General features: G+C 56.2%; 29 protein-coding genes. 1 reads left to right on the top strand and 28 read right to left on the bottom strand.

Annotated features, from left to right (window positions below; genetic code table 11):
• Positions 1 to 7: 7 nt before the first annotated feature.
• The 21 genes from nifW to nifH form a co-directional block, all read right to left on the bottom strand.
• Positions 8 to 322, bottom strand: coding sequence for a nitrogenase-stabilizing/protective protein NifW (gene nifW / locus CPH65_RS15950; RefSeq protein ID WP_096174790.1), 315 nt, complete (start codon positions 320 to 322; stop codon positions 8 to 10).
• Positions 319 to 867: a hypothetical protein gene (locus tag CPH65_RS15945; protein WP_157747740.1), complete on the bottom strand. Its 549-nt coding sequence runs from the start codon at positions 865 to 867 to the stop codon at positions 319 to 321. The genes nifW and CPH65_RS15945 overlap by 4 nt, the downstream gene beginning before the upstream one ends.
• Complete coding sequence (gene cysE, locus CPH65_RS15940) at positions 860 to 1,642, bottom strand: serine O-acetyltransferase (protein ID WP_096176454.1); 783 nt, start codon at positions 1,640 to 1,642, stop codon at positions 860 to 862. Before cysE ends, CPH65_RS15945 begins: the two co-directional genes overlap by 8 nt.
• Positions 1,588 to 2,766: a homocitrate synthase gene (gene nifV, locus CPH65_RS15935; RefSeq protein ID WP_096174788.1), complete on the bottom strand. Its 1,179-nt coding sequence runs from the start codon at positions 2,764 to 2,766 to the stop codon at positions 1,588 to 1,590. Before nifV ends, cysE begins: the two co-directional genes overlap by 55 nt.
• Positions 2,767 to 2,837: 71 nt before the next feature.
• The gene (gene nifS / locus CPH65_RS15930) at positions 2,838 to 4,046 is read right to left on the bottom strand and encodes a cysteine desulfurase NifS (protein WP_096174787.1); all 1,209 of its coding nucleotides are present in this window, start codon (positions 4,044 to 4,046) and stop codon (positions 2,838 to 2,840) included.
• Positions 4,047 to 4,059: 13 nt separating this feature from the next.
• On the bottom strand, positions 4,060 to 5,037 hold the full coding sequence (gene nifU / locus CPH65_RS15925) for a Fe-S cluster assembly protein NifU (RefSeq protein ID WP_096176453.1): 978 nt from the start codon (positions 5,035 to 5,037) through the stop codon (positions 4,060 to 4,062).
• A gap of 67 nt (positions 5,038 to 5,104) precedes the next feature.
• On the bottom strand, positions 5,105 to 5,428 hold the full coding sequence (locus tag CPH65_RS15920; protein ID WP_096176452.1) for an iron-sulfur cluster assembly accessory protein: 324 nt from the start codon (positions 5,426 to 5,428) through the stop codon (positions 5,105 to 5,107).
• Positions 5,429 to 5,688: 260 nt separating this feature from the next.
• Positions 5,689 to 6,024, bottom strand: a complete 336-nt coding sequence (locus tag CPH65_RS15915) for a ferredoxin (protein WP_096174786.1) — start codon at positions 6,022 to 6,024, stop codon at positions 5,689 to 5,691.
• 33 nt (positions 6,025 to 6,057) lie between these two features.
• A complete protein-coding gene (gene fdxB / locus CPH65_RS15910; RefSeq protein WP_096174785.1) occupies positions 6,058 to 6,405 on the bottom strand; it encodes a ferredoxin III, nif-specific in 348 nt (115 codons plus the stop codon).
• Position 6,406: 1 nt separating this feature from the next.
• Positions 6,407 to 6,622: a CCE_0567 family metalloprotein gene (locus CPH65_RS15905; RefSeq protein ID WP_096174784.1), complete on the bottom strand. Its 216-nt coding sequence runs from the start codon at positions 6,620 to 6,622 to the stop codon at positions 6,407 to 6,409.
• A gap of 27 nt (positions 6,623 to 6,649) precedes the next feature.
• Entirely contained in the window at positions 6,650 to 7,132 is a 483-nt protein-coding gene (locus tag CPH65_RS15900) for a NifX-associated nitrogen fixation protein (RefSeq protein WP_096174783.1), read from the bottom strand.
• A 3-nt stretch (positions 7,133 to 7,135) separates the two neighbouring features.
• Positions 7,136 to 7,630, bottom strand: coding sequence for a NifB/NifX family molybdenum-iron cluster-binding protein (locus CPH65_RS15895; protein WP_157747739.1), 495 nt, complete (start codon positions 7,628 to 7,630; stop codon positions 7,136 to 7,138).
• The gene (gene nifN, locus CPH65_RS15890) at positions 7,584 to 9,002 is read right to left on the bottom strand and encodes a nitrogenase iron-molybdenum cofactor biosynthesis protein NifN (protein WP_096174781.1); all 1,419 of its coding nucleotides are present in this window, start codon (positions 9,000 to 9,002) and stop codon (positions 7,584 to 7,586) included. Before nifN ends, CPH65_RS15895 begins: the two co-directional genes overlap by 47 nt.
• 4 nt (positions 9,003 to 9,006) lie before the next feature.
• Positions 9,007 to 10,410, bottom strand: coding sequence for a nitrogenase iron-molybdenum cofactor biosynthesis protein NifE (nifE, locus tag CPH65_RS15885; protein WP_096174780.1), 1,404 nt, complete (start codon positions 10,408 to 10,410; stop codon positions 9,007 to 9,009).
• Positions 10,411 to 10,559: 149 nt separating this feature from the next.
• On the bottom strand, positions 10,560 to 11,792 hold the full coding sequence (locus CPH65_RS15880) for a DUF6129 family protein (RefSeq protein ID WP_197703862.1): 1,233 nt from the start codon (positions 11,790 to 11,792) through the stop codon (positions 10,560 to 10,562).
• Positions 11,789 to 12,490 (bottom strand): dinitrogenase iron-molybdenum cofactor biosynthesis protein, encoded by a 702-nt coding sequence (locus tag CPH65_RS15870; protein WP_096174778.1) that lies wholly within the window; start codon positions 12,488 to 12,490, stop codon positions 11,789 to 11,791. Before CPH65_RS15870 ends, CPH65_RS15880 begins: the two co-directional genes overlap by 4 nt.
• A gap of 95 nt (positions 12,491 to 12,585) precedes the next feature.
• Complete coding sequence (locus CPH65_RS15865) at positions 12,586 to 12,783, bottom strand: 4Fe-4S binding protein (RefSeq protein ID WP_096174777.1); 198 nt, start codon at positions 12,781 to 12,783, stop codon at positions 12,586 to 12,588.
• A 52-nt stretch (positions 12,784 to 12,835) separates the two neighbouring features.
• A complete protein-coding gene (gene nifT / locus CPH65_RS15860; protein WP_096174776.1) occupies positions 12,836 to 13,048 on the bottom strand; it encodes a putative nitrogen fixation protein NifT in 213 nt (70 codons plus the stop codon).
• Positions 13,049 to 13,129: 81 nt separating this feature from the next.
• Positions 13,130 to 14,701: a nitrogenase molybdenum-iron protein subunit beta gene (gene nifK / locus CPH65_RS15855; protein ID WP_096174775.1), complete on the bottom strand. Its 1,572-nt coding sequence runs from the start codon at positions 14,699 to 14,701 to the stop codon at positions 13,130 to 13,132.
• Between the two features lie 102 nt (positions 14,702 to 14,803).
• Positions 14,804 to 16,276, bottom strand: a complete 1,473-nt coding sequence (nifD, locus tag CPH65_RS15850; protein ID WP_096174774.1) for a nitrogenase molybdenum-iron protein alpha chain — start codon at positions 16,274 to 16,276, stop codon at positions 14,804 to 14,806.
• A gap of 74 nt (positions 16,277 to 16,350) precedes the next feature.
• Complete coding sequence (nifH, locus tag CPH65_RS15845; protein WP_096174773.1) at positions 16,351 to 17,235, bottom strand: nitrogenase iron protein; 885 nt, start codon at positions 17,233 to 17,235, stop codon at positions 16,351 to 16,353.
• 454 nt (positions 17,236 to 17,689) lie between these two features.
• On the opposite strand from nifH, the gene CPH65_RS15840 reads away from it, so the two are divergent.
• Positions 17,690 to 18,541: an SIR2 family protein gene (locus CPH65_RS15840; protein ID WP_096174772.1), complete on the top strand. Its 852-nt coding sequence runs from the start codon at positions 17,690 to 17,692 to the stop codon at positions 18,539 to 18,541.
• 104 nt (positions 18,542 to 18,645) lie between these two features.
• Here CPH65_RS15840 and CPH65_RS15835 read toward each other — a convergent pair whose 3' ends face one another.
• The 7 genes from CPH65_RS15835 to nifA form a co-directional block, all read right to left on the bottom strand.
• Entirely contained in the window at positions 18,646 to 19,245 is a 600-nt protein-coding gene (locus CPH65_RS15835) for a nitrogen fixation protein NifQ (RefSeq protein WP_157747738.1), read from the bottom strand.
• Positions 19,245 to 19,604: a 2Fe-2S iron-sulfur cluster-binding protein gene (locus tag CPH65_RS15830; protein WP_096174770.1), complete on the bottom strand. Its 360-nt coding sequence runs from the start codon at positions 19,602 to 19,604 to the stop codon at positions 19,245 to 19,247. The genes CPH65_RS15835 and CPH65_RS15830 overlap by 1 nt, the downstream gene beginning before the upstream one ends.
• Positions 19,605 to 19,676: 72 nt before the next feature.
• Entirely contained in the window at positions 19,677 to 19,967 is a 291-nt protein-coding gene (locus CPH65_RS15825; RefSeq protein ID WP_096174769.1) for a 2Fe-2S iron-sulfur cluster-binding protein, read from the bottom strand.
• 126 nt (positions 19,968 to 20,093) lie between these two features.
• Entirely contained in the window at positions 20,094 to 21,356 is a 1,263-nt protein-coding gene (locus CPH65_RS15820; RefSeq protein WP_096174768.1) for an FprA family A-type flavoprotein, read from the bottom strand.
• Positions 21,357 to 21,366: 10 nt separating this feature from the next.
• On the bottom strand, positions 21,367 to 21,642 hold the full coding sequence (locus CPH65_RS15815) for a 4Fe-4S binding protein (RefSeq protein WP_096174767.1): 276 nt from the start codon (positions 21,640 to 21,642) through the stop codon (positions 21,367 to 21,369).
• Between the two features lie 10 nt (positions 21,643 to 21,652).
• A complete protein-coding gene (nifB, locus tag CPH65_RS15810; protein ID WP_096174766.1) occupies positions 21,653 to 23,266 on the bottom strand; it encodes a nitrogenase cofactor biosynthesis protein NifB in 1,614 nt (537 codons plus the stop codon).
• Positions 23,267 to 23,493: 227 nt separating this feature from the next.
• Positions 23,494 to 25,125: a nif-specific transcriptional activator NifA gene (gene nifA / locus CPH65_RS15805; protein WP_096174765.1), complete on the bottom strand. Its 1,632-nt coding sequence runs from the start codon at positions 25,123 to 25,125 to the stop codon at positions 23,494 to 23,496.
• Between the last annotated feature and the right edge of the window lie 22 nt (positions 25,126 to 25,147).

Raw genomic sequence — 25,147 nt, 5'->3', positions numbered from 1 at the left:
GGTTCAACTATTTCAACAAATCTTCAAGGGGTACAAAGGCGGGTTTGGCGGGCTGGAAGACTTTAAACACCTTCTCCGTGAGGGCATCGGATTCGACAAAATCCTGATAGGCCTGTTTGAGATTGCGGGTGTAGTAATCCCACCAGGACTCGGCGTTGACCGGCCCTTCGTGATCGATAGTGAGATAGTCATGAAACCGCTGCAGGATGTGCAGGCGATTGACCATGACGACATGAGGATCAAAGTCGATGTCGAAATAGTCCAGAAATTCCTCTGCGCTGCTCAGATCGTCGATTTCGGATTCCAGCTCTTCATTTCTCATCGTATGTCTCCTTCAAGATCCAACAACCTCTCGCGGGTCAGGGCGAGCAATGGTTTGCAATTCAGCCGGTTGGCATGGTCGAGTTCGATCAGTTTCTCAAGGGGGCCGAGCGCCTCTTCAAAGCGACCAAGGCGCATCAGCAGATAGGCCCGGCCCTTGAGCGCCCAGAGATAGAAGCGCAGCATTGGCATTGCCTCACCGCTTGTCCGGTTCACATCATCCACGGTCAACAGACGCCAGTCGGCGGCGACGTTGAGCCGCTTGCCTGCTTCCCTCATGGCAAGATCTGCGATAACCAGAGCCTCTTCGAAGGCTTGCAGAAAATAGTGATGGCGGTAGAGCGCCACGATGACATTGAGGTCTTGGGGTGCCAATCTTTGGGCATCTCCCAGCGCCGCGACGCGATCCGATGCAGTTGCAGCGTTGCTCGCCTTGTCCAGCAGGGCGGCGACAATCGGTTCGGGAGCCTCATCGAAATAGAGCGCACCGCTTTCGAAATCGAGCAGATCCCGCGCAGTTTGTGCGGATGGGGCTGTCTCAAGCATTGGCGGCCTCCCGCAAGAGGTCTGCGTCCGGCTCGCAGACATCGGCTGCATCGCAAACGTCGCAATCGTCATCTTTCTCTTCGTTGAGCGCAGCTTCGAGGGTTTCAACCCGCTTGATCAGGCAAGCGATGGCGTCAGAAACCGGGTCGGGGATAAGGTGATGGTTGAGATCGATGCCGTGGGGATCGAGATAAGACACCTTGTCCTTGCGGCGCACGATGCTGCCCGGCACACCGACGACGGTGGCACCCGAAGGAACATTACCGACGACAACCGAATTTGCACCGACCTTCGCATTGCAGCCGATGCGCACCGCGCCGAGTATCTTAGCACCGGCGCCGACAATCACATTGTCGTCCAGCGTCGGATGCCGTTTTCCCTTGTTCCAGGTCGTCCCCCCCAGAGTGACCCCGTGATAGAGGGTCACCCCGTCACCGACTTCGGCTGTTTCGCCGATCACGACACCGGCCCCATGATCGATGAAAAGGCGTTTGCCGATGGTCGCGCCAGGATGAATGTCAACGTTGGTGAGAAAGCGCGCGAACCATGACAAGAACCGCGCGCCGTAACGCCAATTGGCGTGCCAGAGCCGGTTGGCGATACGATACCAGATCAAGGCATGGACACCGGGATAGATCGTGGCAATCTCGAAGAAGGATCGCGCGGCCGGATCCCGCTCGAACACGCATTGGATGTCCTGACGAATGGCGATGATCAGACTCACGCCCCCCCCTCCTCTAGGGCCAGCTCGGCGCTGCCCTCCTCTGTAAGGCATTCGTCAAGATTGCGATGAAGGGCGATGAGATCGTCGAGGTCCGGAGCCCTCTTGTAGGCTTCGGCAAAGCGCCGCACGTGAGGGATCAGGTCCATGGCCTCGGCCAGCGTGAGCGCGATGCCGAGTTGGCCATAGACATGCTGAACTGCCTTGGTCCCGGAATGCTTGCCTAGAACGAGTTCATGCTTGCGGCCGAACCACTCCGGATCGACACCTTGATAGTTCAGTTTGTCTTTTATCAGGCCATCAATGTGAATTCCGCTTTCGTGCGTGAAGACACTCGAACCGACAAGGCTTTTCTGCAAGGGCACGGGACGACCAGATGCTTTGGCAACCATTCCGGAAAGGGCGTTGAGGCTACGCTGATCAACACCGGTTTCAAACCCATAGAGATTGCGCCCGGCAGTAACGAACTCCTCTAGGGAGGCATTGCCCGCCCGCTCGCCAAGCCCATTGACCGTGGTGTTCACATGGGTCGCGCCACCGAGCGCTGCGGCGAGACTGTTGGCTGTCGCGAGGCCGTAGTCATCGTGGGCATGCATCTCAAGCTCAAGGCCGGAATTGGCACCAAGGGTGCGGAATATCTCAATTGTTGCGAAAGGCTCAAGGATGCCGACTGTATCAGCGAAACGGAAGCGCTTGGCCCCTGCCCGTTCAGCAGCCTCGAGAACCTCAAGCACGAAATCGAGATCGGCCCGGGAGGAATCCTCCCCGCCTACCAGCACTTCAAAGCCTTCGTCGAGCGCTTTGGGAACCATATAGGCGATCTGTTTGAGGACATAGGCCCGATCGCGCCCCAGCTTTGAGCTGATCTGCTGGTCTGACATGGGCATCGACAGATCGATCATGTCGACGCCCAGATTACAGGCGGCGGCAAGATCCCCTTCGCTCATGCGGCACCAGACGATTGTCCGGGCCTTCAGGTTCATCGATGTGATCGCGCGGATCGTATCTCGCTCATCCTCGCCCATTGCCGGAATGCCGATTTCAAGCTCGGGTACACCGGAGGCAACAAGTTCACGAGCAATTTCGCATTTCTCGCGCCGCTTGAACGCCACGCCAGCCGTCTGTTCACCATCACGCAAGGTCGTGTCGTCAATAATGATGGGGCGATTAACAAGCATGGCACGCTCCTTTCGAGCAATCGGTTTTCTAGCCATCAGACGTAGACTGGCCATCAGGCGTAGGCAGGCCATCAAGCGTAGGCAGGATTAAAAGCCTGTTCGGGATTGGTGACAGGGCCGTTTTCACTCCAATAGGGAGAAAGCTTGCGCAACTGGGCGATGATCGGCGGCACGGCTTCGATGACGGTCTCGATTTCACTCATGGTGTTGTAGCGCGATAGCGAGAAGCGGATGGAGCCGTGCGCGGCGGTGTAGGGAATATCCATCGCGCGCATAACATGGGAAGGTTCGAGCGATCCCGATGTGCACGCCGAGCCGGAAGACGCTGCAATCCCCAGCTTGTTGAGCAGCATCAGGATTGCTTCCCCTTCAATGAATTCAAAGGCGATGTTGCAGGTGTTGGGAAGGCGATTGTCGGCATCCCCCGTCACGAAGCAATGGGAGACGGCCTCAAGAATGCCCTCTTCAAGACGGTCGCGCATGGCGCGGACGCGTGTCTGTTCCTCGTCCATATAGAGCTGGGAGAGTTCGGCAGCCTTGCCAAGAGCAACAATACTCGGGGCGGCTTCAGTCCCCGCGCGACGCCCCCGCTCCTGATGGCCTCCCCTGAGGAGCGGACGAAAGCGGGTTCCGCGGCGCAAATACAACACACCGATGCCTTTGGGCGCATGCAGCTTGTGGCCAGACAAGGATAGCATGTCGATGGGCGTTTTCTTCAGGTCAATAGGGATTTTGCCCACTGCCTGCACGGCATCGGTGTGAAACATGACACCGGCATCATAGGCCATCTGGGCCATCTTCTCGATTGGGAAGAGCGTGCCGGTTTCGTTGTTGGCCCACATGATGGAGACAATCGCCACCTTGTCAGACAACAATTTTTTGAATTCGCCAAGATTGAGACGACCCTTCATGTCCACCTTGAGATAGTGAACGATGTAGCCGTCTTTCTCGAGGCTTTCGCAGAGCGCCAGCACGGCCGGGTGCTCCACATTGGTCGTGATGATTTCGCGGCGGGCCGGTTGCGCCTTCAACGCCGAGAGAATTGCGGTGCTGTCGGACTCGGTGCCGCAGGAGGTGAAGATGATTTCACTGTCGTGGGCCGCGCCGATCAGGCTTTGCACCTGCGAGCGGGCGGTTTTCAGCGCGCGGCCAACCTTGTTGCCAAACTGGTGCATGCTGGAAGGGTTACCGAACTGCTCGGTGAAATAGGGCAGCATGGCGTCAACGACGGCCGGATCGACCTGAGTGGTGGCGTTGTTATCAAGATAGATGCCTTGCATGGTGATCCCTCCCTTACGCTTTCAACAGTTCGCTAACGGGCATGATTTTGCCCGATGCCGCAGGCATAGATGCAGCGGACTCCGCGGCAGCTTTCCTTGCAGCGACCTTCTTCATCTGGCTGGCCGGGAGGACACGAACGAACTCGCCCAGTTCCTCAACCAGTTTTTCCTGAATGCCGTTGAGCGTCACCGAGGCGAGCTGACAACCGACACAGGCACCCTTCATGTTGACGAAGATCTTTTCGTCCATGACCTCGACCAGCTCCACGTCGCCATTGTCGGCCTGCAGCATTGGGCGCATGCTGTCGATCACCTCATCGATCTTCTTGATGCGCTGAACTCCGGTCATGCCGGATACCAGCGCCTCTGGAGTTGCGGCGACAATGGGTTTGGCTGCATTCTCGGGATTGAAGCTTTCGCCCTGTTCGGCCATCACGCGGGTCAGGATGTCCTCAATGCCCTCATGGCAGGAGGCGCAGCCCCCGCCGGCCTTGGTGTAATGGGCAACTTCCTCGACTGTGCTGAGGCCATTGGCACGGACGGTTTCCTCGATCAGCACTTCATCAACGGCGAAGCATTTACAGATCAACGCCCCTTCCTCATGATCGTCTTTCCATTCCTCGCCATGGTAGTTGGCGACAGCGGCCTGAAGCGCTTCGCGGCCCATGACCGAGCAATGCATCTTCTCCGGCGGCAGACCATCGAGATAGTCGGCGATGTCCTGATTGGATACCGATAGCGCCTGATCAACCGTCATGCCCTTGATAATTTCGGTGAGCGCAGATGACGAGGCAATCGCCGAACCGCAGCCAAAGGTCTGAAAGCCTGCGTCCTCGATAACGCCGGTGGCTTGGTTGACCCGTAGTGTCAGCCGCAACGCATCACCGCAAGACAGGGAGCCCACATCGCCGGTCGCATTGGCCCCGTCCACGGCGCCTGCGTTGCGCGGATTGTAGAAATGTTCCTTGACGGTCTCCGAATAGTCCCACATGTCTCTCTTTGTCCTCGGTTCGGCGTTATCTTGTTTGGTCTTGGCTTGGATCCAGTCAGGGATGAAATCAGGCAGCAAAGCTCTTGCCACAGGAGCATTTGGACGCGGCGTTCGGATTGGCGAAGGTGAAGCCGGAGCCTTCGAGACTTTCAGCAAAATCGATCACCGTACCGATGAGCATTTCTGCGTTGTCCGGAACGATAAAGAGCTTGATGGAACCGCTCTCCACGAGATGATCCCCTTCTTCGGGACCAGTCACCAGATCGAGACGATATTGCAATCCGGCGCACCCGCCATTGACTGCGGCGATGCGCAATCCAGCCAGCGGCTTGTCCGAATTGTCCATCAACCGTTGAAGAACTTCCTGAGCATTCTGTGTCACTGTCAGCATCATTCTCACCCTTGCAAACTGTCCAAACTGTTGGTTGATCAGAAATTTGCAAGAGCCGTGCCAGCCCGCAACGTTCCTTCTATTCCATTGAATTAAATAATCTAATTTTCATTTCGCCACTTTCAGGCGATCTGATTTCTTTGTCGTAAAGCCGACATTGTCACACCCAAACCTCCCCTTGAGATCGGATAGCAAGGCTTACAAATGCCAACAAAAAAGCCGCCTCAAAAGGCGGCTTTCTTTTGCTTCGATTGGGCTGCTCAAGACCAGATGTCTTCCGGCACCTTGAGGCGCTCGACCGGCTCGCCCCCGATCAGATGCTCGTTGAAGATTGCTTCAATGGCTTCCTGGGTCTTGATGCTTTGATATTTGACGCCTTCGGGATAAACCAGAACGCTGGGACCGGCCTTGCACGGTCCACCCTGACAGGAGGTGCCGGTAACCTGCACCTTGCCGCCCAGATCGCGCTTGATCACTTCGGTGTTGAACTTGGTATAGATGTCCTGAGCCTTGTCTTCCGAACAACTGCCGAACGGATGTCCATCGGGGTGTTGCTGGATGCAGACGAACACATGCTTTTCGGGTTTGCCAGCCATGAAGGCCTCCTTATGCGAAATGGGGGATGATTGTCAGGCCGCATCTGCGGTCATGTGCGAGAAGCAACCCTTGGGGCAGATCTTGGAGCAGGCTTCGCATCCGATACAATCATCGCGGTTCTTGAGCGACATCACCATGCTGGTGTCATCGGAAAAGCCGTCATCATCGTCGTCGTCATCGCCAAATGGATCATCATCTTCGAATTCGTCATCACTGTCGTCATCGAGATTGAGGCTTTCGCGCTCGACCAGTTCGAAGACATCCCGCGAGCAGACCCGGAAACAGCGGCCACAGCCGATGCATTTCTTGGCATCGAGCGTCTCCACGAACTGGGGCGTCCATTCCGCTCCACCAAGGGTCAATCCAACCACTTCAGCCATCTTATGCTCCCTTCGCTTCTGCCTGTTTGAGTGCGCTCTCCGCATCGGCCCATGCCTTGCAGGCGGCATAGGTGTCTTCTGCGATCGACGGAAGATCCTCATAGGCGGCCGGGAGGCGATCCTCCACGAGATCATGCAACTCCATCGCCTTTTCCGAGGCGATGCGCTTGGCTTTTCTGGCGGCTTTGGTGAGCGCCTTCAGATCTGCTTCATCCATAGCTTTGGTCCTTTGGGTTTGGCTTTGTTACAGCTTGGCGACGTCGCGGTGGGCCTCGACAAGGGCGGCGGCCTTGTCGATGATTTTGCCCGCCTCGTCCTGCATGAGATCAAGCGATTTGAAGCCGAAGCGATGCACGTCTCTGAGGTTCCTGTCGACGACGATCAGCTTGCCGACCGCGATGAGAGCGCGGCCGAAGCCTTCGTGACTGATGTTGATGATCGGCACCGCCATCAGGCCGGTCTTGCCCTCGATTGAGACGGCCAAGGCGTTGTACCAGGCCTTAACGCGAGCGATGACCTCTTCGTCGGGATCGCCGATAATGGGCACCTGACGCTTTCTTTCCTTGGTCATGACAAAAGGATCAATGATTTCATTCTCGCCCGCGTTGTCCCACACGCCATAAGCATCGATGGCACGCATCTGGCGGATGATTTCGCCGACAATCGGGTGTTTCAATGCGGGGTCATCCTTGGTGACAACCAGCTCGTCTTCCAGATCAAGTATCATGTCTCACTCACTCCAACCTTCCATTTCCATATCGTCGAACCGCGCCGGGTCGTTGCGGGCGTCATTCACGGCATTAAGCGCCCGCAGGATCCAGAAGGACGGATCGCCCCTGAGTTCATCCTGAAGCAGCGCCAGTTGGGCCTTGATCGGTGTGCCGTCAGCCACCTTGACCGGCTGAACCCTGATCTGCTTGAGCTGGGCAATGGCCGAGGCACCAACCGCTCGGCAATAGACGGCTGCACAATCTTCCAATGCCTTGAGGCGAACATCGAGCTTGTCCTCAGTGCCGTCCATTTGTGCCTCTTCAAACCCGACCGTCTGGTGGAAGTGGGCCTCGTCCCGTGTCACCAGATAGACCGAAAGAAACTCGCAGGTGCCGAAATGCTGATCGACATGCTTCTGATCGGTTGTTGCGAAGGCAACCTTGAGCGCCCGACCCGAGAAGTCGTCCTCAATGGTGCTGTCGTGCAAGGTCAACGTGCGAGCGATCTGGCCCATGGGTTTCACCTTCCATGTCTTGAATTTGCGAGTAGATGGATCTGTAGGGCTCAACGGCATCGTGATCGGCCTCGACAAGCAGATTGGCGAGTTCGAACAGGGTCTGGCGGCTACCGCGATAGCCAATCCAGACGCGCGCTGCGGCCCCGAACCGGTCGAACTGCGGGAAGCCTGCCCTGAGCAGCGGCAGGCCGAGCCGCTTTGCACTGGCCGCGCAATGGGCATTGCCGATGACTATTTCGGCCCCTTCTTCCCTTGCGAATTTTTCCAGTTCTTCAAGATCGCCTATTTTGACAGCCTTTGCTGGCAAAGAAGCAAGGCTGGACGCATTGGATGGCGCGATGGCCGTCGTCATCTCCGCCCCCATGCCTGCGAGCAAATCCCCGAAGGCTGACAACAAGTCGGGGTCACCGGCCACAGCAGTGCGGGTCATGCCAATGTGAAAATGGGTATCGAGCATGGCGTCCTGCAATTGCTTGCGCTGGCGTTCGATGCGCGCAGGCACCGGCTGGCCGGAAAGCGTGTGTAGCAGATGGATGAACTGGTCGACCCTGTCAAGGCCGAACAAATGGCCGAATTGATGGCTTGGTACGCCAGTGCGCTCGGTCAGGAGATCAGCCGCTGCACACATGCTGCTGCCGATGACGAGCGTGGCGCACGCTTTGTAGAGGATCTCGAAGTCACCGACACAGGTGCCGCCGGTGGTCAGAGGATTGTAGTCCCGCTCATTGAGATGTCCGTCAAGGCTGGTTGAAAGATCGGGAATGACGAGCGGGATCAACCCGAAGGCCTCGACCAGCTCCTTCAGCTCTTCAATGTCGCCGGGCGTCATCGTTGCATTGACGAGAATATTGACCTGCCGATTGGAGGCCACACCGCCCTTTTCCTCGGCCTCGGGGACGAGCCGATTGATCATTTCGCAGACTGCCTTGGCAAAACCGGTCTCAAGCGACCCGGCATAGTCAGGCGTCTCGACCGGAATGACCGCTGTAGCCGCACATTCGGGATGGTTTTTGCGGAAGGTAGCGACAGCGCCGCCGACATCTGAGCCTTGGGTCTCGGACAGGCCGGTGGTCGGAACACCGATCAGGGAAGGCGCGAACTTGTCGCAAATGGTCTTGAGTCCCTCGACCACATTGTCATCAGCACCCATGACGGTGCTGACCTGATCCATGGCCGTGGTCTGCAGCGGGACCGGTTCGCGGAAATGGCCGATGAGAAAAATCTTGCCATAGGCAGTGCAGCCTTGCGCGCCGTGCAGCATGGACATGGCATTGCGGATGCCAAGGAAGGCCAGCGATGCCCCCATCGTGCTGCTGGTCTTGAGCGGGCTGACGGACAGGGCCTTGTTGCGTTTGATAATCTCGGTCATTGTCCTACTCCGCCGCTTCGATCTGGCTGTTGTTGGCCCATGGGGCCGGGTCGCGTACAGCTGACCAGATCGGGCTTTCGACTGATTGAAGGATCTGTTCTGCAAGGGTGATCATGCCGTCGTATCCGGCATAGGCGAAGTCGCGCTCCTGATTGATATGGAGGAACGGGATGCGGGCCTTGAGCGCGGTATACATGTTGCGGCCCCCGGCGATCAGGATGTCGGTGCCCGTGTCATAGACCATATCGATTAGTGCCCGAGGCCCCTGACTTTCATCGAGCATTCGAGTGTTTTCGCCCATCAGTTCGCGGATCTTCTGCTTATCCGCTTCGGTCGATTTGCGGGTTGAAGTGGCAACCACCTGCATGCCCAGATCCTGAAGGGCCGAGACAATCGACCATGCCTTGACGCCGCCGGTGTAAAGGAGCGCCTTCTTGCCTTGCAGCTTTTCGCGGAAAGGCTGTAGTGCTTCGTATATGCGGGCTTCCTCACGGGCGATGAGGGCTTCGGTTCGGTCCGTTAGGGACGGATCATCAATGAGGCGAGCGATATCGCGCAGCGCAAGGCTCATATCCCTCACCCCATAGAAACTCCCCTCAAACCACGGCGTGCCATAGCTTTCCTTGAGCTTTCGGGCAACATTGATCATGGCCTTGGAGCAGACCATCATGTTGACTTCCGAGCGGTGCATGGTCTGAACCTCGCGGAAGCGGGCATCTCCGGACAGGGAGCCAAGGACTCTCAGGCCCAGTTCATCAAGGATCGGCAAGACATGCCACAATTCGCCCGCGATGTTGTATTCACCGATCAGCGTGATGTCATGAACCTTGATGCCGTTGCGGACAAGATGCTCAGGCACCGGATCAGGTTCGCGGGTGCCGATGACATAACGAACCATGGCGTCGCCAGCGATGCGGTTGCCCAGATTCTTGGTGCCATAGAAGCCCGCGGCATCAACGGGGACGACCGGGGCGCCCCACTTTTCCGCCGCAACCCTGCACACTGCTTCGATATCATCGCCAATGAGCGCTGGCACGCAGGTGTTATAGACGAAGACCGCCTCGGGCGCGTAGCTGTCGATGGCTTGCTTGATGGAATGAAACAGGCGTTTTTCGCCACGCCCCATAATCACGTCCTGCTCGGTCATGTCGGTGGTAAAACCGAGCTTGTAGAGCTTGGCTCCAGAGGAGCGGCTGCCGCGGTTGTCCCAAGCACTGCCCGCGCAGGCTATCGATCCGTGGACGATATGGGCGACGTCGGCGATGGGTAGAAGCGCAATCTGAGCGCCGTCGAAACAGCAACCACCGGCAGCAGCTCCGGGCTTCGGGCGGGCACAGCCAGACTTTTCCTTGAGGTTGTGCTCACAGGCAGGCTCGTCGAGGAGTTCCGCTATCTCTTTTTGTTTCATCTGCCACAAACCTCGCTGATTTCATGTCGTTTGTTATGAAATTGCAAGGTCTGTGCCAGACTTTAAATAGCTGAATTACCTTAGCTTTCACAAACGTGTCTTTGTAGCAAATGTTACAATTTGGCTGAACCGACGGGGTGCATGCTGGATCAGAAGCTGTAGGGAGACCGGATCCAGTGCTCAAGCACCGCAAGATCCTTTTCCGGCATGTAGCTATATTTGTCCTGATGCTCGGCAACGACCTTCATGGCGATCTGTGGCCAGACCTTCTTGTCGATCAGCATGGCAAAGAACCATGCCATGGGATATCCAGCCTTGCGATCATAGCCATGCAGGAAGTTTGACAAGGCAGGTCCCTCAAGATGCAGGACACTTTCGCCCGGCATATGAAGTGGTTTGACCGGAAGCGGCGTTGCTTCCAGCTTGCGCTCACCGAAGCGATCCATGAAGGGCAGCAGCCTGAGCACGAAATGATCACAAAAGCGGGCTTTTGCACCTGCGCTGCATTTGTCCCATTCTTCAAGAAAGCGGATATAGCGCAGGTCCGATCCTTCGGAGGCGAGTTGCCTGTCAACGAGGTCGCTTACATCCGTAATGGAATGAAAATCATATTTGGGTGGCGACAAGGTGACAGGTTTATGCCGCAGCTTTGTTGCTCCGGGCGGGTCGAGCAATTCCTCTATCGTGTCAGGGATCTGATCATCGATGAAAAGATCATGATCGACAACTTCCACCAATTCTTCGACTTGGAGCTGGACGAAATCCGCAGCACCCTCGCCTTTCGCCGCGACGAAATAGTGGGTTTTGCCATCAAACCGTGTCGTCAGATAGCCTTTCGAGCCATATTGCTCATAGAGCGAGAACATGTCGAAATCCGACTCCATCTCGGCCCATTGCCGCACATTGGTGGCCACGCGCTGATGATCCGCGTCGACGATACCACCGATGCGGTACCAGCCCGCACGGGTTACCCGATAGCGAAAGGGAAAGTCGGGCAGAACGGAGCTGATCGCTTCGACCAGCGAAAGATGATGCGCGCCCGGAGAGACGCGGTTACAGATTTCTTCAAGGTTCTTTGTCCGTGGTTGCAGATCACTCATGATGGCTTTTACTCCTCCCAGTCTTCGATTTCCGCCACGACGATACCGGTTGCCCGCTCGCTCTCCCCGGTGTAAGGCAATGCATCCTTCTCCGCCAGCAACGAGATACAGATTGAATGTCTCGCACTCGCGCACCGGCTTTGCGGCGGCAATGTCGTCATCCTGACAATAGGTGAAATGAATGTCGGGCCACTGTTTGCGCAAGCGGGCCGTGATCCCCTCCTCGAGATCAAGGCTGATGATCGCTGCTGCGACCTCGTCCAGCGTCGGCTCTGCAATCATTCGTCCACCTCTTCGAGGAACCCGGCCATAGACTTGGCCTCCTGCCCCATGATCCGCGCAAGCCACGGTGGTGGCGAGGACGCCAGGACCTGTTGCAATTTGCCCAGCACATTGCGGGCCTCACCGCCGGTGAGATGTTTGACGGGGTGAATGTTGGCGCGCACGACCTTGGCGGCCGCCGGCCCACCAATGGAGGCGACATACACCACATCGCAATCGGCAATGAGCGACGCGCGCCATTTGTTCTTGTCCTCTACGTCGTCCGGTTTCTCCGTCGACCGTTCGTCAATTAGGCGCAACTCCGTTGCGGACACCTGATAGATCACAAAACGATTGCAAGAGCCGAAGTGGCCATCCAGCTCCTCGGCACGGTTGGAGGCACAAGCCACCCGGATGGATCCGGGCATATCGCCATCCTCGTAGGTATCGAGGGCAAGAGCGGGTTCTTCTGCCTCGATCCCCTCTCCCTTGAGAATGCGCAGCGCCGCCTTGACGTGGTCAGACGGGACTTGCATCAGCGCTTCACCACCGGCCTTGCGAAAGGTCTTCATGCCAAGATTGGCAAACTTCTCCTCGGTCATCGGAACACCGACGGCCTCACTTAGAATTCCAATGAGGGAGCCGGTGTCGAGCTCCGGCATCTGATTGGCGGCAAGCCCGATGCGCAGGGCCAATTCGCGGGACAATGGTGTGGTCATGGCGTTCACTCCCGATCTCGGACAACTAGAAAAAGTGGGGCGCAAACCGGCGCAAAATTACAGCGCATGACGCCAAAATGCGCCCCAGTGGGCAGCTATGCCGCAGGGATAATGCAGCCATCTTCGAAGCAAAGCTCGACGCATTTGGGATCGTCGTGCACGCCTTCACACTCGGTGCATTTGGATGCGTCGATGGCATATACGCCTTTGGATGGGAAAATCGCGCCCGTCGGGCAGTCCGGTTCACAATCGCCGCAAGCGGTGCAAAGGTCGGATACAATAGTCATGGCCATGGTCTGGTCTCCTGAACTAAAACATAAAAAATCCGCGCCTCAAGCGTGTGGTCTAGCCACGTTTGAAACGCAGGGTCACGGGAAAGTCAGGTCGTGGGGAAATCGGATCGACGTAGTATTTCGAGCCATCCGAAAGCTCCACCGTGCCGCCCCAGGTGTCGCTCGTATCGGTCTCGACGGAAGAGATCACTTCCTCGAGATCCTTTTTGGCAACGTAGAACAGCAACTCACCTTTATCGTTGTGTCGCAGCATGACGCTCGGCATGAGGGTCTCCTTGTCAAACCCGCCCCCCCCCCATCACGCGCATTGGCGATGAGGGGGCTGGGAGGATCAAATTGCACAGAGCTAGCGAACCAAATCGTAGTTGTAGTCTGTGGTGCCCATGCCCATAGTTTCCTTGTCCAACTGCTCAAGAACAGCGTTGGTCAGGGTGGTCAGGATGGTCATGGCCCCTTCATAGCCCAGCGTGGTGGAGCGATGCAGGTGATGGCGATCAAAGATCGGGAAACCGATGCGGATGAGCGGAACACGGAACTCTTCGCCCTTGAACAGGGTGTCGCGTTCAATGAACTTGCCGTAGGAATTGCCGATCATGAAGTCGGGCTTGTCGGTGAAGACCAGCGAGCGCATGTGCCACAGATCCTTGCCGTTGTGCACTTCGCAATCCTTGCCGTAAGGGCTTTCGGAGAGGATTTTGTCCATCGCCTTCTTCCAGCGCTTGTTAGCGTGGTGGCAGATGATGTGACGCGGTTCTGCACCTAGCTCAAGCAGGAAGGTCGTCATGCCCATAACGAAATCAGCATCACCCCACAGCGCATATTTCTTGCCATGAAGCCATGCGTGACTGTCGGTCATCATATCGACAAGGCGGCCACGCTCCAGTTCAATCGACGCCGGGATGTCCTTGCCAGAGATCTCGGCCACCTTCATCAGGAATTCATCGGTCGATTTGAGGCCCATCGGGATGTTGATGGCCGGGGTCTCGTGTTTCCAGGTACCCTTGGTGTATTTGCGGGTCTTGATCAGTTGCCAAGGCTGCAGTAGCAGGGTGTCTTTAGCGTTCGGAGCGTCCTTGACTTCATCCTGCGTGGTGCCACCGGAATACATGCGATACTTGCCGTCGGCAGGGGTATCGAGCACCTCGGAGGGATCGCAAAGAAGCGAGTATTCGACACCCATTTCCTGCATATAGCGATGCATCACGCGATAGTTGCCAAGGTAGGTTTCAAAGCCCGGCACGATGTTGATCTTGCCGTTCTTGCCAACTTCCTTGTCTTCCATGTGATTGAGGGTGAAGTAGCGGATTGTGCCTTCAAACATATTGTCCCAACCGGTGGTGTGAGAACCAACGAAGCTGGGTGTGTGAGCGAAGGGAACCGGATAGTCTTCGGCGATGTGGCCTTCCTTGCGGGCATTGCCGATGAAGGCGTTGAGGTCATCGCCGATGACTTCGGCCATGCACGTGGTGGAGACCATGATCATGTCGGGCTTGTAGAGCGCCTGAGCATTTTCAAGACCATCAAACATGTTCTTCTGACCACCGAAGACGGCGGCGTCCTCGATCATGGAATCCGATACGCAGGCAATCGGTTCCTTGAAATGGCGGTTGAAGTAGGTGCGGAAGTAGGCAACGCAGCCTTGGGAGCCGTGCACATAAGGCAGGGCATTTTCGAACCCGAGCGAGCAGAGCACGGCACCGAGCGGCTGGCAGGCCTTGGCCGGGTTGATCGTCAGAGCCTCACGGGAGAAGTTCAGCTCCTTGTATTCCTCGGTCGTCGTCCAGGTGAAGACTTCTGCGATCTTGTCCGCATCGGCCTTCTCTTCGAAAAGGGCCTGCTTGTTGGTGAGCGTGTCTTTGTAATCCTCATCACGGAAGAGAGGATAGCTAGGTTTGATATTCTCTACAGTCTGACTCATTTGGTCCTCCTTCGCGCCACTCATGCGTGGACGGGCGAAAGGTTTGAGAGAGGGAGGTCGGCCGCCGCTAAATCAGGAGACAGGGCCGACCCGGGCCAATGCTTATTCCGCTGCGATCGCAGCCGGATCGCCAGCACGTTTCCATGGTGGTGTGATGCTGTCCCAACAGGGATTGTTCAGCGTCATGTCCATGTCGCGTGCGAAGATGGCGAAGCCGTCATAGCCGTGGTATGGGCCGGAATAGTCCCACGAGTGCATCTGGCGGAACGGAATGCCCATCTTCTGGAAGATGTATTTTTCCTTGATGCCGGAGCCGATGAGATCAGGCTTGACGCGCTTGACGAACTCTTCGAACTCGTAGCCAGTCACGTCATCATAGATCAGGGTCGCATTGCCCATCTCCGGAATGGTGCGGTCATAGTCATCGTTGTGGGCGAATTCGTAACCGGTTCCGACAACTTCCATGCCCAGATCTTCATAGGCGCCGATGATGTGGCGCGGGCGAAGACCGCCGACATAAAGCATGACCCGTTTGCCTTCCAGACGCGGGCGATATTTGTCGACCACGGCCTGCCATTGCGGCTTGTATTTCTCGATGACGCGCTCGGCGCCTTCCTTGATCTTGTCATCAAAGCGATCAGCAATGGCTCTGAGGGCTTCTTCGATCTTGGTGGGGCCAAAGAAGTTATATTCCATCCAGGGCACACCGAACTTCTCTTCCATATAGCGGGAGATGTAGTTCATGGAGCGGTAGCAGTGGAGCAGGTTAAGCTTGGCTTTTGGTGTGTTTTCCATTTCAGCCAAAGTGCCGTCACCAGACCACTGAGCAATCACACGCAGGCCCATTTCTTCGAGCAGAATGCGGGACGCCCATGCGTCGCCGCCGATGTTGTAGTCACCGATGATGGTGACGTCATAATCGGTTGCTTCGAATTCCTTGCCCGTTGCCGGATCAATCACCCAGTCACGGATGGCATCGTTGGCAATATGGTGGCCAAGGGACTGGGACACACCGCGAAAGCCTTCGCAGCGGACGGGAACCATGGTCTTGCTATGCTCTTCCGACTTGTTCTTGGCAACGGCTTCAATATCGTCACCAATCAAGCCGATGGGGCATTCGGACTGGATGGTGGTTCCCTTTGACAAGGGGAACAGCATTTCGATTTCATCGATCAGCTTGTTGAGTTTCTTGTCACCGCCGAAAACAATGTCCTTTTCCTGAAAATCAGACGTGAAGTTCATCGTGGTGAAAGTGTTCACGCCCGTGGTGCCGACATAATAGTTGCGGCGACCAGCGCGGGAATATTGACCGCAGCCAACAGGACCGTGCGAGATATGGATCATATCTTTGACCGGACCCCAGACCACGCCGCGAGAGCCGGCATAGGCACAGCCGCGGATGGTCATAACGCCGGGCTGGGATTTACGGTTGGACGTAATGCACTTGCTGGATTTCTCGACTTCCTGATCATTGAGGGTCAGGTGTGAAGCACGCTCTTTGCGCGCTTTCTCAGGATAGACTTCAAGCACCTCCTGGATGAGGGCTTCGGTCTCGTCTTTCGTCAGATTGGTCATGACTTGAGGTCCCGTGGCAAAGGTGAGGGCTAATCTGCCCCACACCTTGATCAACAGTTGGGGTGAAAACGAAGTTAGGCAGCAGCGCCAGCATCAGTCGCGGTCTGACCCACGATGGCTTCGTCTTCGGGTTCCATGATGCCGAATTCCATCAGCAGATCTTCCAGATCGTCCATGGAGATCGGCTCAGGAATAACGAACTTGTTGTTATCGATGATTTTCTGCGCCAGATCGCGATATTCCTGAGCCTGCTTGGCTTCCGGATCGAATTCGATCACGGTCATGCGGCGGATCTCTGCGTGCTGAACGACGTTGTCGCGCGGTACGAAGTGGATCATCTGGGTGCCAAGCTTGGCGGCCAGTGCTTCGATCAGCTCGTCTTCGCGGTCAGTGTTGCGCGAGTTGCAAATCAGGCCCGCCAGACGAACACTGCCGGAATTGGCGTATTTCACGATGCCCTTGGAAATGTTGTTGGCCGCATACATGGCCATCATTTCACCAGAGCAAACAATGTAGATTTCCTGCGCCTTGTTCTCGCGGATCGGCATGGCAAAGCCGCCGCAAACAACGTCACCAAGAACGTCGTAGAATACGAAATCGAGGTCTTCTTCGTAGGCACCCTCTTCCTCAAGGAAATTGATGGCCGTGATCACACCGCGACCAGCGCACCCGACTCCAGGCTCAGGACCACCGGACTCGACACACTTGATGTCGCCGTAACCGACTTTGAGAACATCTTCCAGTTCCAGATCTTCGACGGAACCAGCTTCAGCGGCCAGATGCATGATGGTGGTCTGCGCTTTTGCGTGCAGGATCAGGCGGGTTGAGTCCGCTTTCGGATCACAGCCGACAATCATGACTTTCTTGCCGAGCTCTGCAAGTCCGGCAACGAGATTTTGCGTGGTGGTGGACTTACCAATGCCACCCTTCCCGTAAATTGCGCATTGACGAAGTGCCATAGGTCTTCTCCTTGGAGGCTTGTTGAGAGTCGTTGGTCTCACAAACAAGGAACGGATCGTGAGACGGTGTCTGCCAAGGAGATTTGCAAAGGGTGTGCCAAGTTTTAAAATTCTCATTAAGTTATTGTTTTTACTTTATAACAATATTTCTATTACGGGTTTTTACGTGGGTTTGGATGGCGACATAAACCCGCTTTGTTTGTCGGACAGTCGACAGATTGTCTGTCGCGTTTGTCAGGTTTTCCAAGCCGCCTGCCTCTTATCTGGAGTCTGCAAGAAATCCCGCCAACAACGACGGTGAAAAGACGACAAAGGCAGGATTTGTCCTGTTTGCGACAAAACGTGAAATCATGCAAGTTCGCATCAATTCAACAGCTTAGGTGATCCATTTGCACTTGGTTCGGTTCTTGCTTTGCTATTGTGTCAACAGAGTAGAGAAACAAGTGAGGACGGAATGGCTCATCCAGACCTTCAAGACATTATCGGCAAGATCGCCTGCGGCGATGTGGTTCCCTATCTGGGGCCGGGCGTGTTGTTTGACGTTAAACATGCGGTCTCCGGCGATGCCATGCCTGCGGACAGTGACAGCCTGATCATAACCATGAACCGCGGACGTCCCATGGCCCCCAAGCTGATGTATGAATTCCCCCGCGCGGCGATGAACCAGGAACTCAAGCGCGGACGGCGGTTTATTGAACAGTTTCTGACCAAGCTTTATGGCGAGCAGGAATGGACGCGGGCGGCCCTGCATGATTGGCTGAAGGATATCAAGCCTGCCTATGTCATCGACATCAACCGTGACACACAGTTGCAGGACAGTTTCGCCGATAAGCCGCATCTGCTCATTCAAGGAGTGGCGCGGGTCGGAGGGACGGACTTCCGGTATATCCTCAATGAATATGATGGCGAGAGCTATCGTGCGGTCACAGTTGAAACGGCTGCGTTCGGACTGCCCAAGCTGTTCAAACCGCTTGGCTCCCCTGCCCCGCAGCCGACCTATATTGCGTCGGATGCCGACTTTGTCGACTATATCACCGAGTTGATGGGGGGCTTTGGCGTACCGTCCTTTATCAAGGATTATCGCAAGGGCAAGCAATATCTGTTTCTTGGCATGCGCTTCACGCGCGATACCGAGCGCATGGTGATGTCAGACATCATCCACGACGCTGCCGAGCCTGCTGGCTGGGCGCTGATCGCCGAGCCAACCGAGAAGGAACGGCGCTATTGCAAGAAAAAGAAGATCGAGATCATCGAGATGGATGTGCCTGCATTCCTTGAGGAAACACGGGGCACGGTTGCGGCCTGATGAGCAGGCGGCCCCATTCCTTTGTGCGCCCTTCAGTTTGAGCGGCGCACAAATGCCTCTTCGAACCGGCATCTCTTCGTACTGGCACCTATACAGACTGGCACCTATTCAAACTGGCCGTCTTCAGCAAAACAGACCTTATACTCCGAGCAGGTTTCGCAACTGGGGGAGCGGCAGAGGATAAAGCCCTCCTTGGCACAAAGCTGACGGTAGAAGAATTTCTTCCAGCGCATATTCTTGTCGTTCAACTCGGCCAGAGCGCAGAAATTGTGTTTGAGCATTGTACCGAGGGTCTTGCGCGAGAAAAGGCCGAGATCAGTCCAGAGATGGTCCGAGCCCATGCAACCGGTCGCGACAATCTGGGCAACCCAGATTTCCGCTTCGGAGCGACCCGTGCGATGCTCAAGCAGGAGGCTTTTCACATCATCAAGCTCTGGCCCGCGTTCGGGTTCGATCCGGCTTTGCGCGCTCGTCTCGGGCGGGGCCATGCCGGGAAACAAGCACGCAAGCATCGCATCGAAATCTGGTCTTTCCAGCCCCAGATCTCGCGGCATCGCTCCCTCGCCAGCCAGCCAGCTGGCCAGAATCTCGGAGAGAAACAAAGCATTCGGATCATCCTTCAGGGCATGGCCCATCAGGCGCTGGTAAAGCGCCTGATGCAAGGACACCGAATGATCGGACACATCCTCAAAACGACCATACATCATGCACGCTCATAGGTGATGCGGATGTCTTCGTCGCGTACGATCATCTGGCAGGCGAGGCGCCAGTCGCTCGGCATGTCATTGACGATCACCTTTTCAAGCTGATCCTTTGTCAGCTTGCCGATTTCGCGCAACACGGTTTTTTCCTTGTCTGTCATGTGGACACCCATGTGGGTGGGTCCGCCGTCGATGTCGGTCACCTTGATGACGCAGGAGCCACATTCGCCATCGCCACAATCAAAGCGAACGGGAATGTTGTGTTCCTTTGCCAGCGAGAGAACCGTCTTCTTGTGGCTCGCGGCAGGGGCGTAGATTTCCATTTCGTCGAATTCGGGATGCTGGAAGATGATTTTCGGCATCTCTCTGGTCCTTTTCATATGTCTGCTCGGAGCGCTCCGATGAAGCGCTTTGCGTGCAGCACTTGATCGGCCTCAGGCCGGTTTGACGATGGTTTCCCCTTCGCCGATGATCTGCGCCTGACAGGCCAGACGCATGTCCTTGCCGGCCATGTTCTCCTGCAGAACCTTGTCCTCAAGAACGGACGGTTCTGACAAGTTGTCCATGCCACCATCCACCTTCATCAGGCAGGTGCCGCAGTCCCCTTCGCGGCAGCCATATATGATGCCAGCCCCCACTTTTTCCGACACCTCGATCACGCGCGTCCCGGCGGGGACGTTGACCGAAACATCGATATCTTCAAACGTCAGCTTTCCTTTTGCCATTATCTTCTCCTTGGTCAGAGCATAGACACAGAAGGACTGGTCTATCCTTCAAGACGCTATGCAACATGGCTTTGTTCTCCTCACCTGCCTCCCCGCAATCCCGGGCGAGCGCAACTTCGGAAACCTTCATAGATCCGCGAAGTCGATGACTTTCGGCTTCGCCTTGCCAGACAAGGACTCGGCTATCGCGCGACCGAAGGAAACGCAGTCGTCAAGCTCCTGTTCAGTTGGATGAAACTTGATACGCAAACCCTTTTCGGGCACGCGCATCTTGAGGCCGCGCAAACGGTCCTCGATCATGGGAACGGCCTCGCCAGACCAACCGTAGGATCCGAACGCTCCGCCCATCTTTCCTTTTGTTTCGATGGAAATCAGCGAGGCAAGGACATCCCAGACGGGTTTCACGGCGTCGCCATTGATGGTTGGTGAACCGAAGACCATACAGTCGGCGCTTTCGATCAGATCGACAAAGGGCTCGACCTCACCGCCCTGCAGATCATAAAGCGAGACACGCACACCATCGATCGCGCCAGCGCCCTGATAGACAGAGCGGGCCATTTCGGCGGTTGCTCCATAGGCGCTCATGTAAAAGATCAAGAGGCTCTTGTCCTTGCCCTCAACTTCGTTGGGTAGATAGGAATGAGATAGCGCCCGGTACGAGCGGACATAGTCCATGGGTTTATCGCGCAGGATTGGACCATGGGAGGGGGCGATCAGGACCGGTTCGAGCGGCTCGATCTTGTCCATGCCCTCCAGCACCCAACGCTTGAAGGGTCGCATGATGTGGCGGAAGTAATATTCGAACGAAAAACGGAAATCGCCGACAAGATCGTTATAGAGCCGGTCATCGCAGAAATGACTGCCAAAGACATCGCAGGAAAAGAGGATCTTCTCTTTGGGCAACCAGGTGCATTTGGTCTCGGGCCAATGGAGATAGGGCGTGTGGATGAACTGCATCGTCCGACAGCCTAGGTCGATCTCTTCGCCATCCGCAGTCATGGTGTAGCTGTAGTTTTCCAGCTCGTCCTTAAGCGTAGCGTGCAGAAGCTTCATTCCGCGCTGGGAAATATAGATATGAGCCTGTGGCGCGCGGCGCATCAGCTCAGGAACCGCACCAGCGTGGTCCGGCTCCATGTGATTGAGAACAAGTGTGGTGATTTCATCGTAGCGGCAGGTTTGCTCAAGACGGGCGAAAAACTCATCAGAGAATTCCTCCTTGACCGTATCGATGATGGCAACCCCGTCCGTGCCCCGCACCGCATAGGCATTGTAGGTGGTGCCGTTGGCGGTCTTCAAAATCAGATCGAAGGTGCGCAGCTCGGGGTCAAGAGCCCCGATCCAGTGCACATTTTCGGCGATTTCAACTGCAGTCATAGCCTTGCTTGGCATGTGTTTGGTCCTAGAGAATTCCCTGTGCGACAAGTTCCCGGATTAGTTGAGGCGGGATGCCTGTCAGGGAGCCCGGCGGGTTCACAACCTCACCGAAGTCATTGAGAATGGCGCCTTCAACAGGGCATATACTTGCGCACTGAGCGTCCGCATGATCGCCCTCGCAATGGGTGCAGGTCTTGGATGAGACGACGAAATGCGCTTCGCCCTGACTGATAGCCTTGGACGGACAGACGTCCATACAGGCGTGGCAATTGACGCAAAGATCGGTGATCGAATAGCTCATTGCTCTCTCCTTACGCCGTCAGGGGCCGGGTTGCGTTGTCTGCGAGCGAGCCGGCTTCAAACATCTCGAGATAGACATCCATGACCGCCTTGGCGATCGGCTCCATGGCATGCTCACCACTCGGCACAATGCCCGCCGCTTCCAGTTGGTCCCACGGCTCGTAACCGATCTTGGAGCAGAGCACCGCCTCGCAATCGGAAAGCATGCGGATAGTCTTTTGCAGTGAGGTTTCCGCATCGCCGCAGGTCATGTCGCCGCCGCAATATTGTTCAGTCTTGCGATGGCCGACAAAGCGAGCCCCGCGCGGGGAGGCCTCATAGATCATGAATTCCTTGGCATGGCCGAAATGCTGATTGATGACCCCCTGCCCGCTGCTCGCCACGGCCATGAAGACCGGACGGCTGCTTGATGGCACGGGGGTTGGGGCATCAGTTGCGCCGCCAAGGGCAGCTGCCAAATGCGAAGGGATAGCATTGCTGTTGGAGAGGCTTGCCTTGGCGCGTTCCTCGGTGGTCTGGCCATTGTAGGTAAAAAGTGTCCGGCTGCCGGATGTCGCAAGCTGTTGCTTGAGATTTTCGTGACGCTCTTTCTTGCGGGTTCGCTCGGCCTCAATGCCCTGTTGCACCTCGGCGCGCTTGAGAATGGCCGCTTCGTAATCGATATCCATATCCTCGATTTTGGCGAGCGAGAATTCCTCGCCGCGATCCTCACCAAGCAGGCCAACCGCATCGGCGCGGCATTGACGGCAATGGCGCATCATATTCATATCACCACAGGCGTCCTGAAGCGCGGTCAGTTCCTGCTGGTTGGGGCTACGCTGTCCCATGACGCCATAATATGTGCCGTGTTCGGCTTCCGCGATCAGCGGCATGACATTGTGCAGGAATGCGCCCTTGGACTTGATGACCTTGCTGACTTCTTTGAGATGCTCGTCGTTGACGCCGGGGATCAGGACCGAGTTGACCTTGACCAGAATGCCGCGCTCGATGAGCATTTCCAGCCCCTTCTGCTGGCGTTCAATGAGGATCTTGGCCGCCTTGACGCCGCGCATGCGGCGGTTGTTCCAATAGATCCACGGATAGATCTTGGCGGCGACCTCCGGATCGACGGCATTGATGGTGATGGTCACGTGGTCGACATTGTGTTTGGCGAGTTCATCCACGCAATCAGGCAAAGAGAGTCCATTGGTCGACACGCACAGTTTGATGTCGGGCGCTTTGTCCGTCAGTTGGCGGAAGGTCTCGAAGGTGCGTTCGGGGTTGGCGAGCGGGTCGCCCGGCCCCGCCACACCCAGAACGGTCATCTGGGGAATGGTCGCGGCGACGGCCAGTGTCTTCTTGACTGCCTGATCCGGTGTCAACAATTCGGAGACGACGCCGGGGCGGCTTTCATTGGCGCAATCATATTTGCGATTGCAGTAGTTGCACTGGATGTTACAGGACGGAGCCACGGCCACATGCATGCGGGCATAATGATGGTGGGCTTCTTCGGAATAGCAGGGATGGTTCTTGACCTTCTCCCGGATGCTTTCAGGAAGTTCTGCAACATGATCCTGCGAGCTGCCGCAGGATACTTGCGTGCATCCGTCGCCATTATGATCGGCTTCATGGTCCGAAAACTCCATCGCATGGCATCCTTTCCGGTTCGTTGCATTTCTGCTTTGAAGGATGCTTTGCAAGGGCTGTGCCACACGCGAAAGTTATTTTATGTTATTGAATTTAATGTATTTTTCATATGCCGCAAAGACCTGATTTTTGTCGCAGATGTAACAATCATTGAGCGCGGTTGTTGCGCGTTTTGTGACAATGAATGACAATGCCACCGATGGCTTGCGACGGGGATCAGGCGAAGTCAGATCTTGCGCACGGGAATGCCCAGAATTTTGATGCGATAGGCGATCTGGCGCGGGGTCATATCGAGCAGTCGCGCGGCCTTGGCCTGAACCCAGCCGGCTTCTTCCAGCGCCGCGATCACACGCTCTCGCTCATCGAGTTCTTCATTCTGCCATGCCTTGTCGGCAGAGACCGGTTCAGGGTTTTGCGACTTGAGGATCGGCGGCAAGGGCTGAGCGGGTACACCGGTCAACGCCTTTTCCGGAAGCCCTGCCAGCGAAACCGCATCGCGGTCGATGATGCCATTCGGGCTCATGACCGCCGCGCGCTCAAGGCAGTTTTCCAGCTCTCGCACATTGCCCGGCCAGGTGTGGCGCAGCAACAGGCGAATGGCGCTGTCCTTGAGTGTCAACTCCCTGCCCTGCTGCTCAGCCACCTTGCCAATCAGGAACCGGGCAAGCTCCGGGATATCATCCAATCGATCCTTGAGAGACGGCATGTTGATTGCCATCACATTCAGGCGATAGTAAAGATCTTCACGGAAGTCGCCACTTTCAATGGCGGTTTCCAGATCCTTGTTGGTGGCAGCGATGATGCGCACGTCGACCTTCAGCGTCTTGTTGCCGCCAACGCGTTCGAATTCTCCTTCTTGCAGAATGCGCAGAAGCTTTGACTGAAAGGCCGCAGAAATCTCGCCGATCTCGTCAAGAAACAGCGTGCCGCCGTCTGCCTGCTCAAACCGTCCCTTGCGCTGGGCAGTGGCACCGGTGAAGGCACCTTTTTCATGGCCAAAGAGCTCGGATTCCAGAAGATTGTCAGGCAGCGCGGCGCAATTGAGTTTGAGATAAGGCTCCTTGGCGCGCGGCGAATTGTAGTGGATCGCATTGGCGATCAATTCCTTGCCGGTGCCACTCTCACCCCGGATCAAGACGGTGGTATTCCATTTGGCCACCATGCGAACCTGATCAAAAACCATGCGCATGGCGTCTGTCTCACCGACGATGTTATCGAAGGCATGCAAACGCTTGACGCGGCGACGCAGGCTGTCCCGTTCCGCGCGCAGTTCACTGGTCTGCTGTTTGACGGCACTGGACAGAAGGATCGCCTGACCGATCAGCGAGGCAATCATCTGCATCAGCTTGGCATTGTCTTCCAGAAACTTGTCGGAGAAATTGGGCTGCGCTGCGAGCACACCAACAGGATCGTCATTACCAATAAAAATCGGAGCTGCGATGAACGGTCGCTCCGGATCATACATGCCGAGGCGATCCAGAAAACGCGGCTCCTGAGAGACCCGTGGCACAACAATGAGCTTTTTCTCGCGTAGGATCGCGCCGACGATGCCTTCTCCGGGTTGATAGCGGACATTCTTGGTAAAGATGGCATGGTCCTGATGCACATCCGTGATTTTCAGATCGCCGGTTTCCTCCTCAACCAGACAGATCATACCGTAATGCAGCCGCCCTTCTTCATGCAGCAGCTTGAGGACCTCTTGCGAGGTCTCCTGAAGGTCCAGAGACCGGCCCAGAAGCTGACTGACCTTGTATAGGGTCTCCAGCTCCCGTCGGTAGAACGAGCAGAAAATCGGCTTTGGGCAAACCCGACTTCCACTCTGCGCTATGGTTGAGCTTGAATGTGCGTTGGCGGTCATTGATCACTCATAGTCCCTGTTG

It is taken from the genome of Cohaesibacter sp. ES.047 (assembly GCF_900215505.1).
Lineage (GTDB): Bacteria > Pseudomonadota > Alphaproteobacteria > Rhizobiales > Cohaesibacteraceae > Cohaesibacter.
This window is presented reverse-complemented; position numbering and strand designations above follow the sequence as displayed.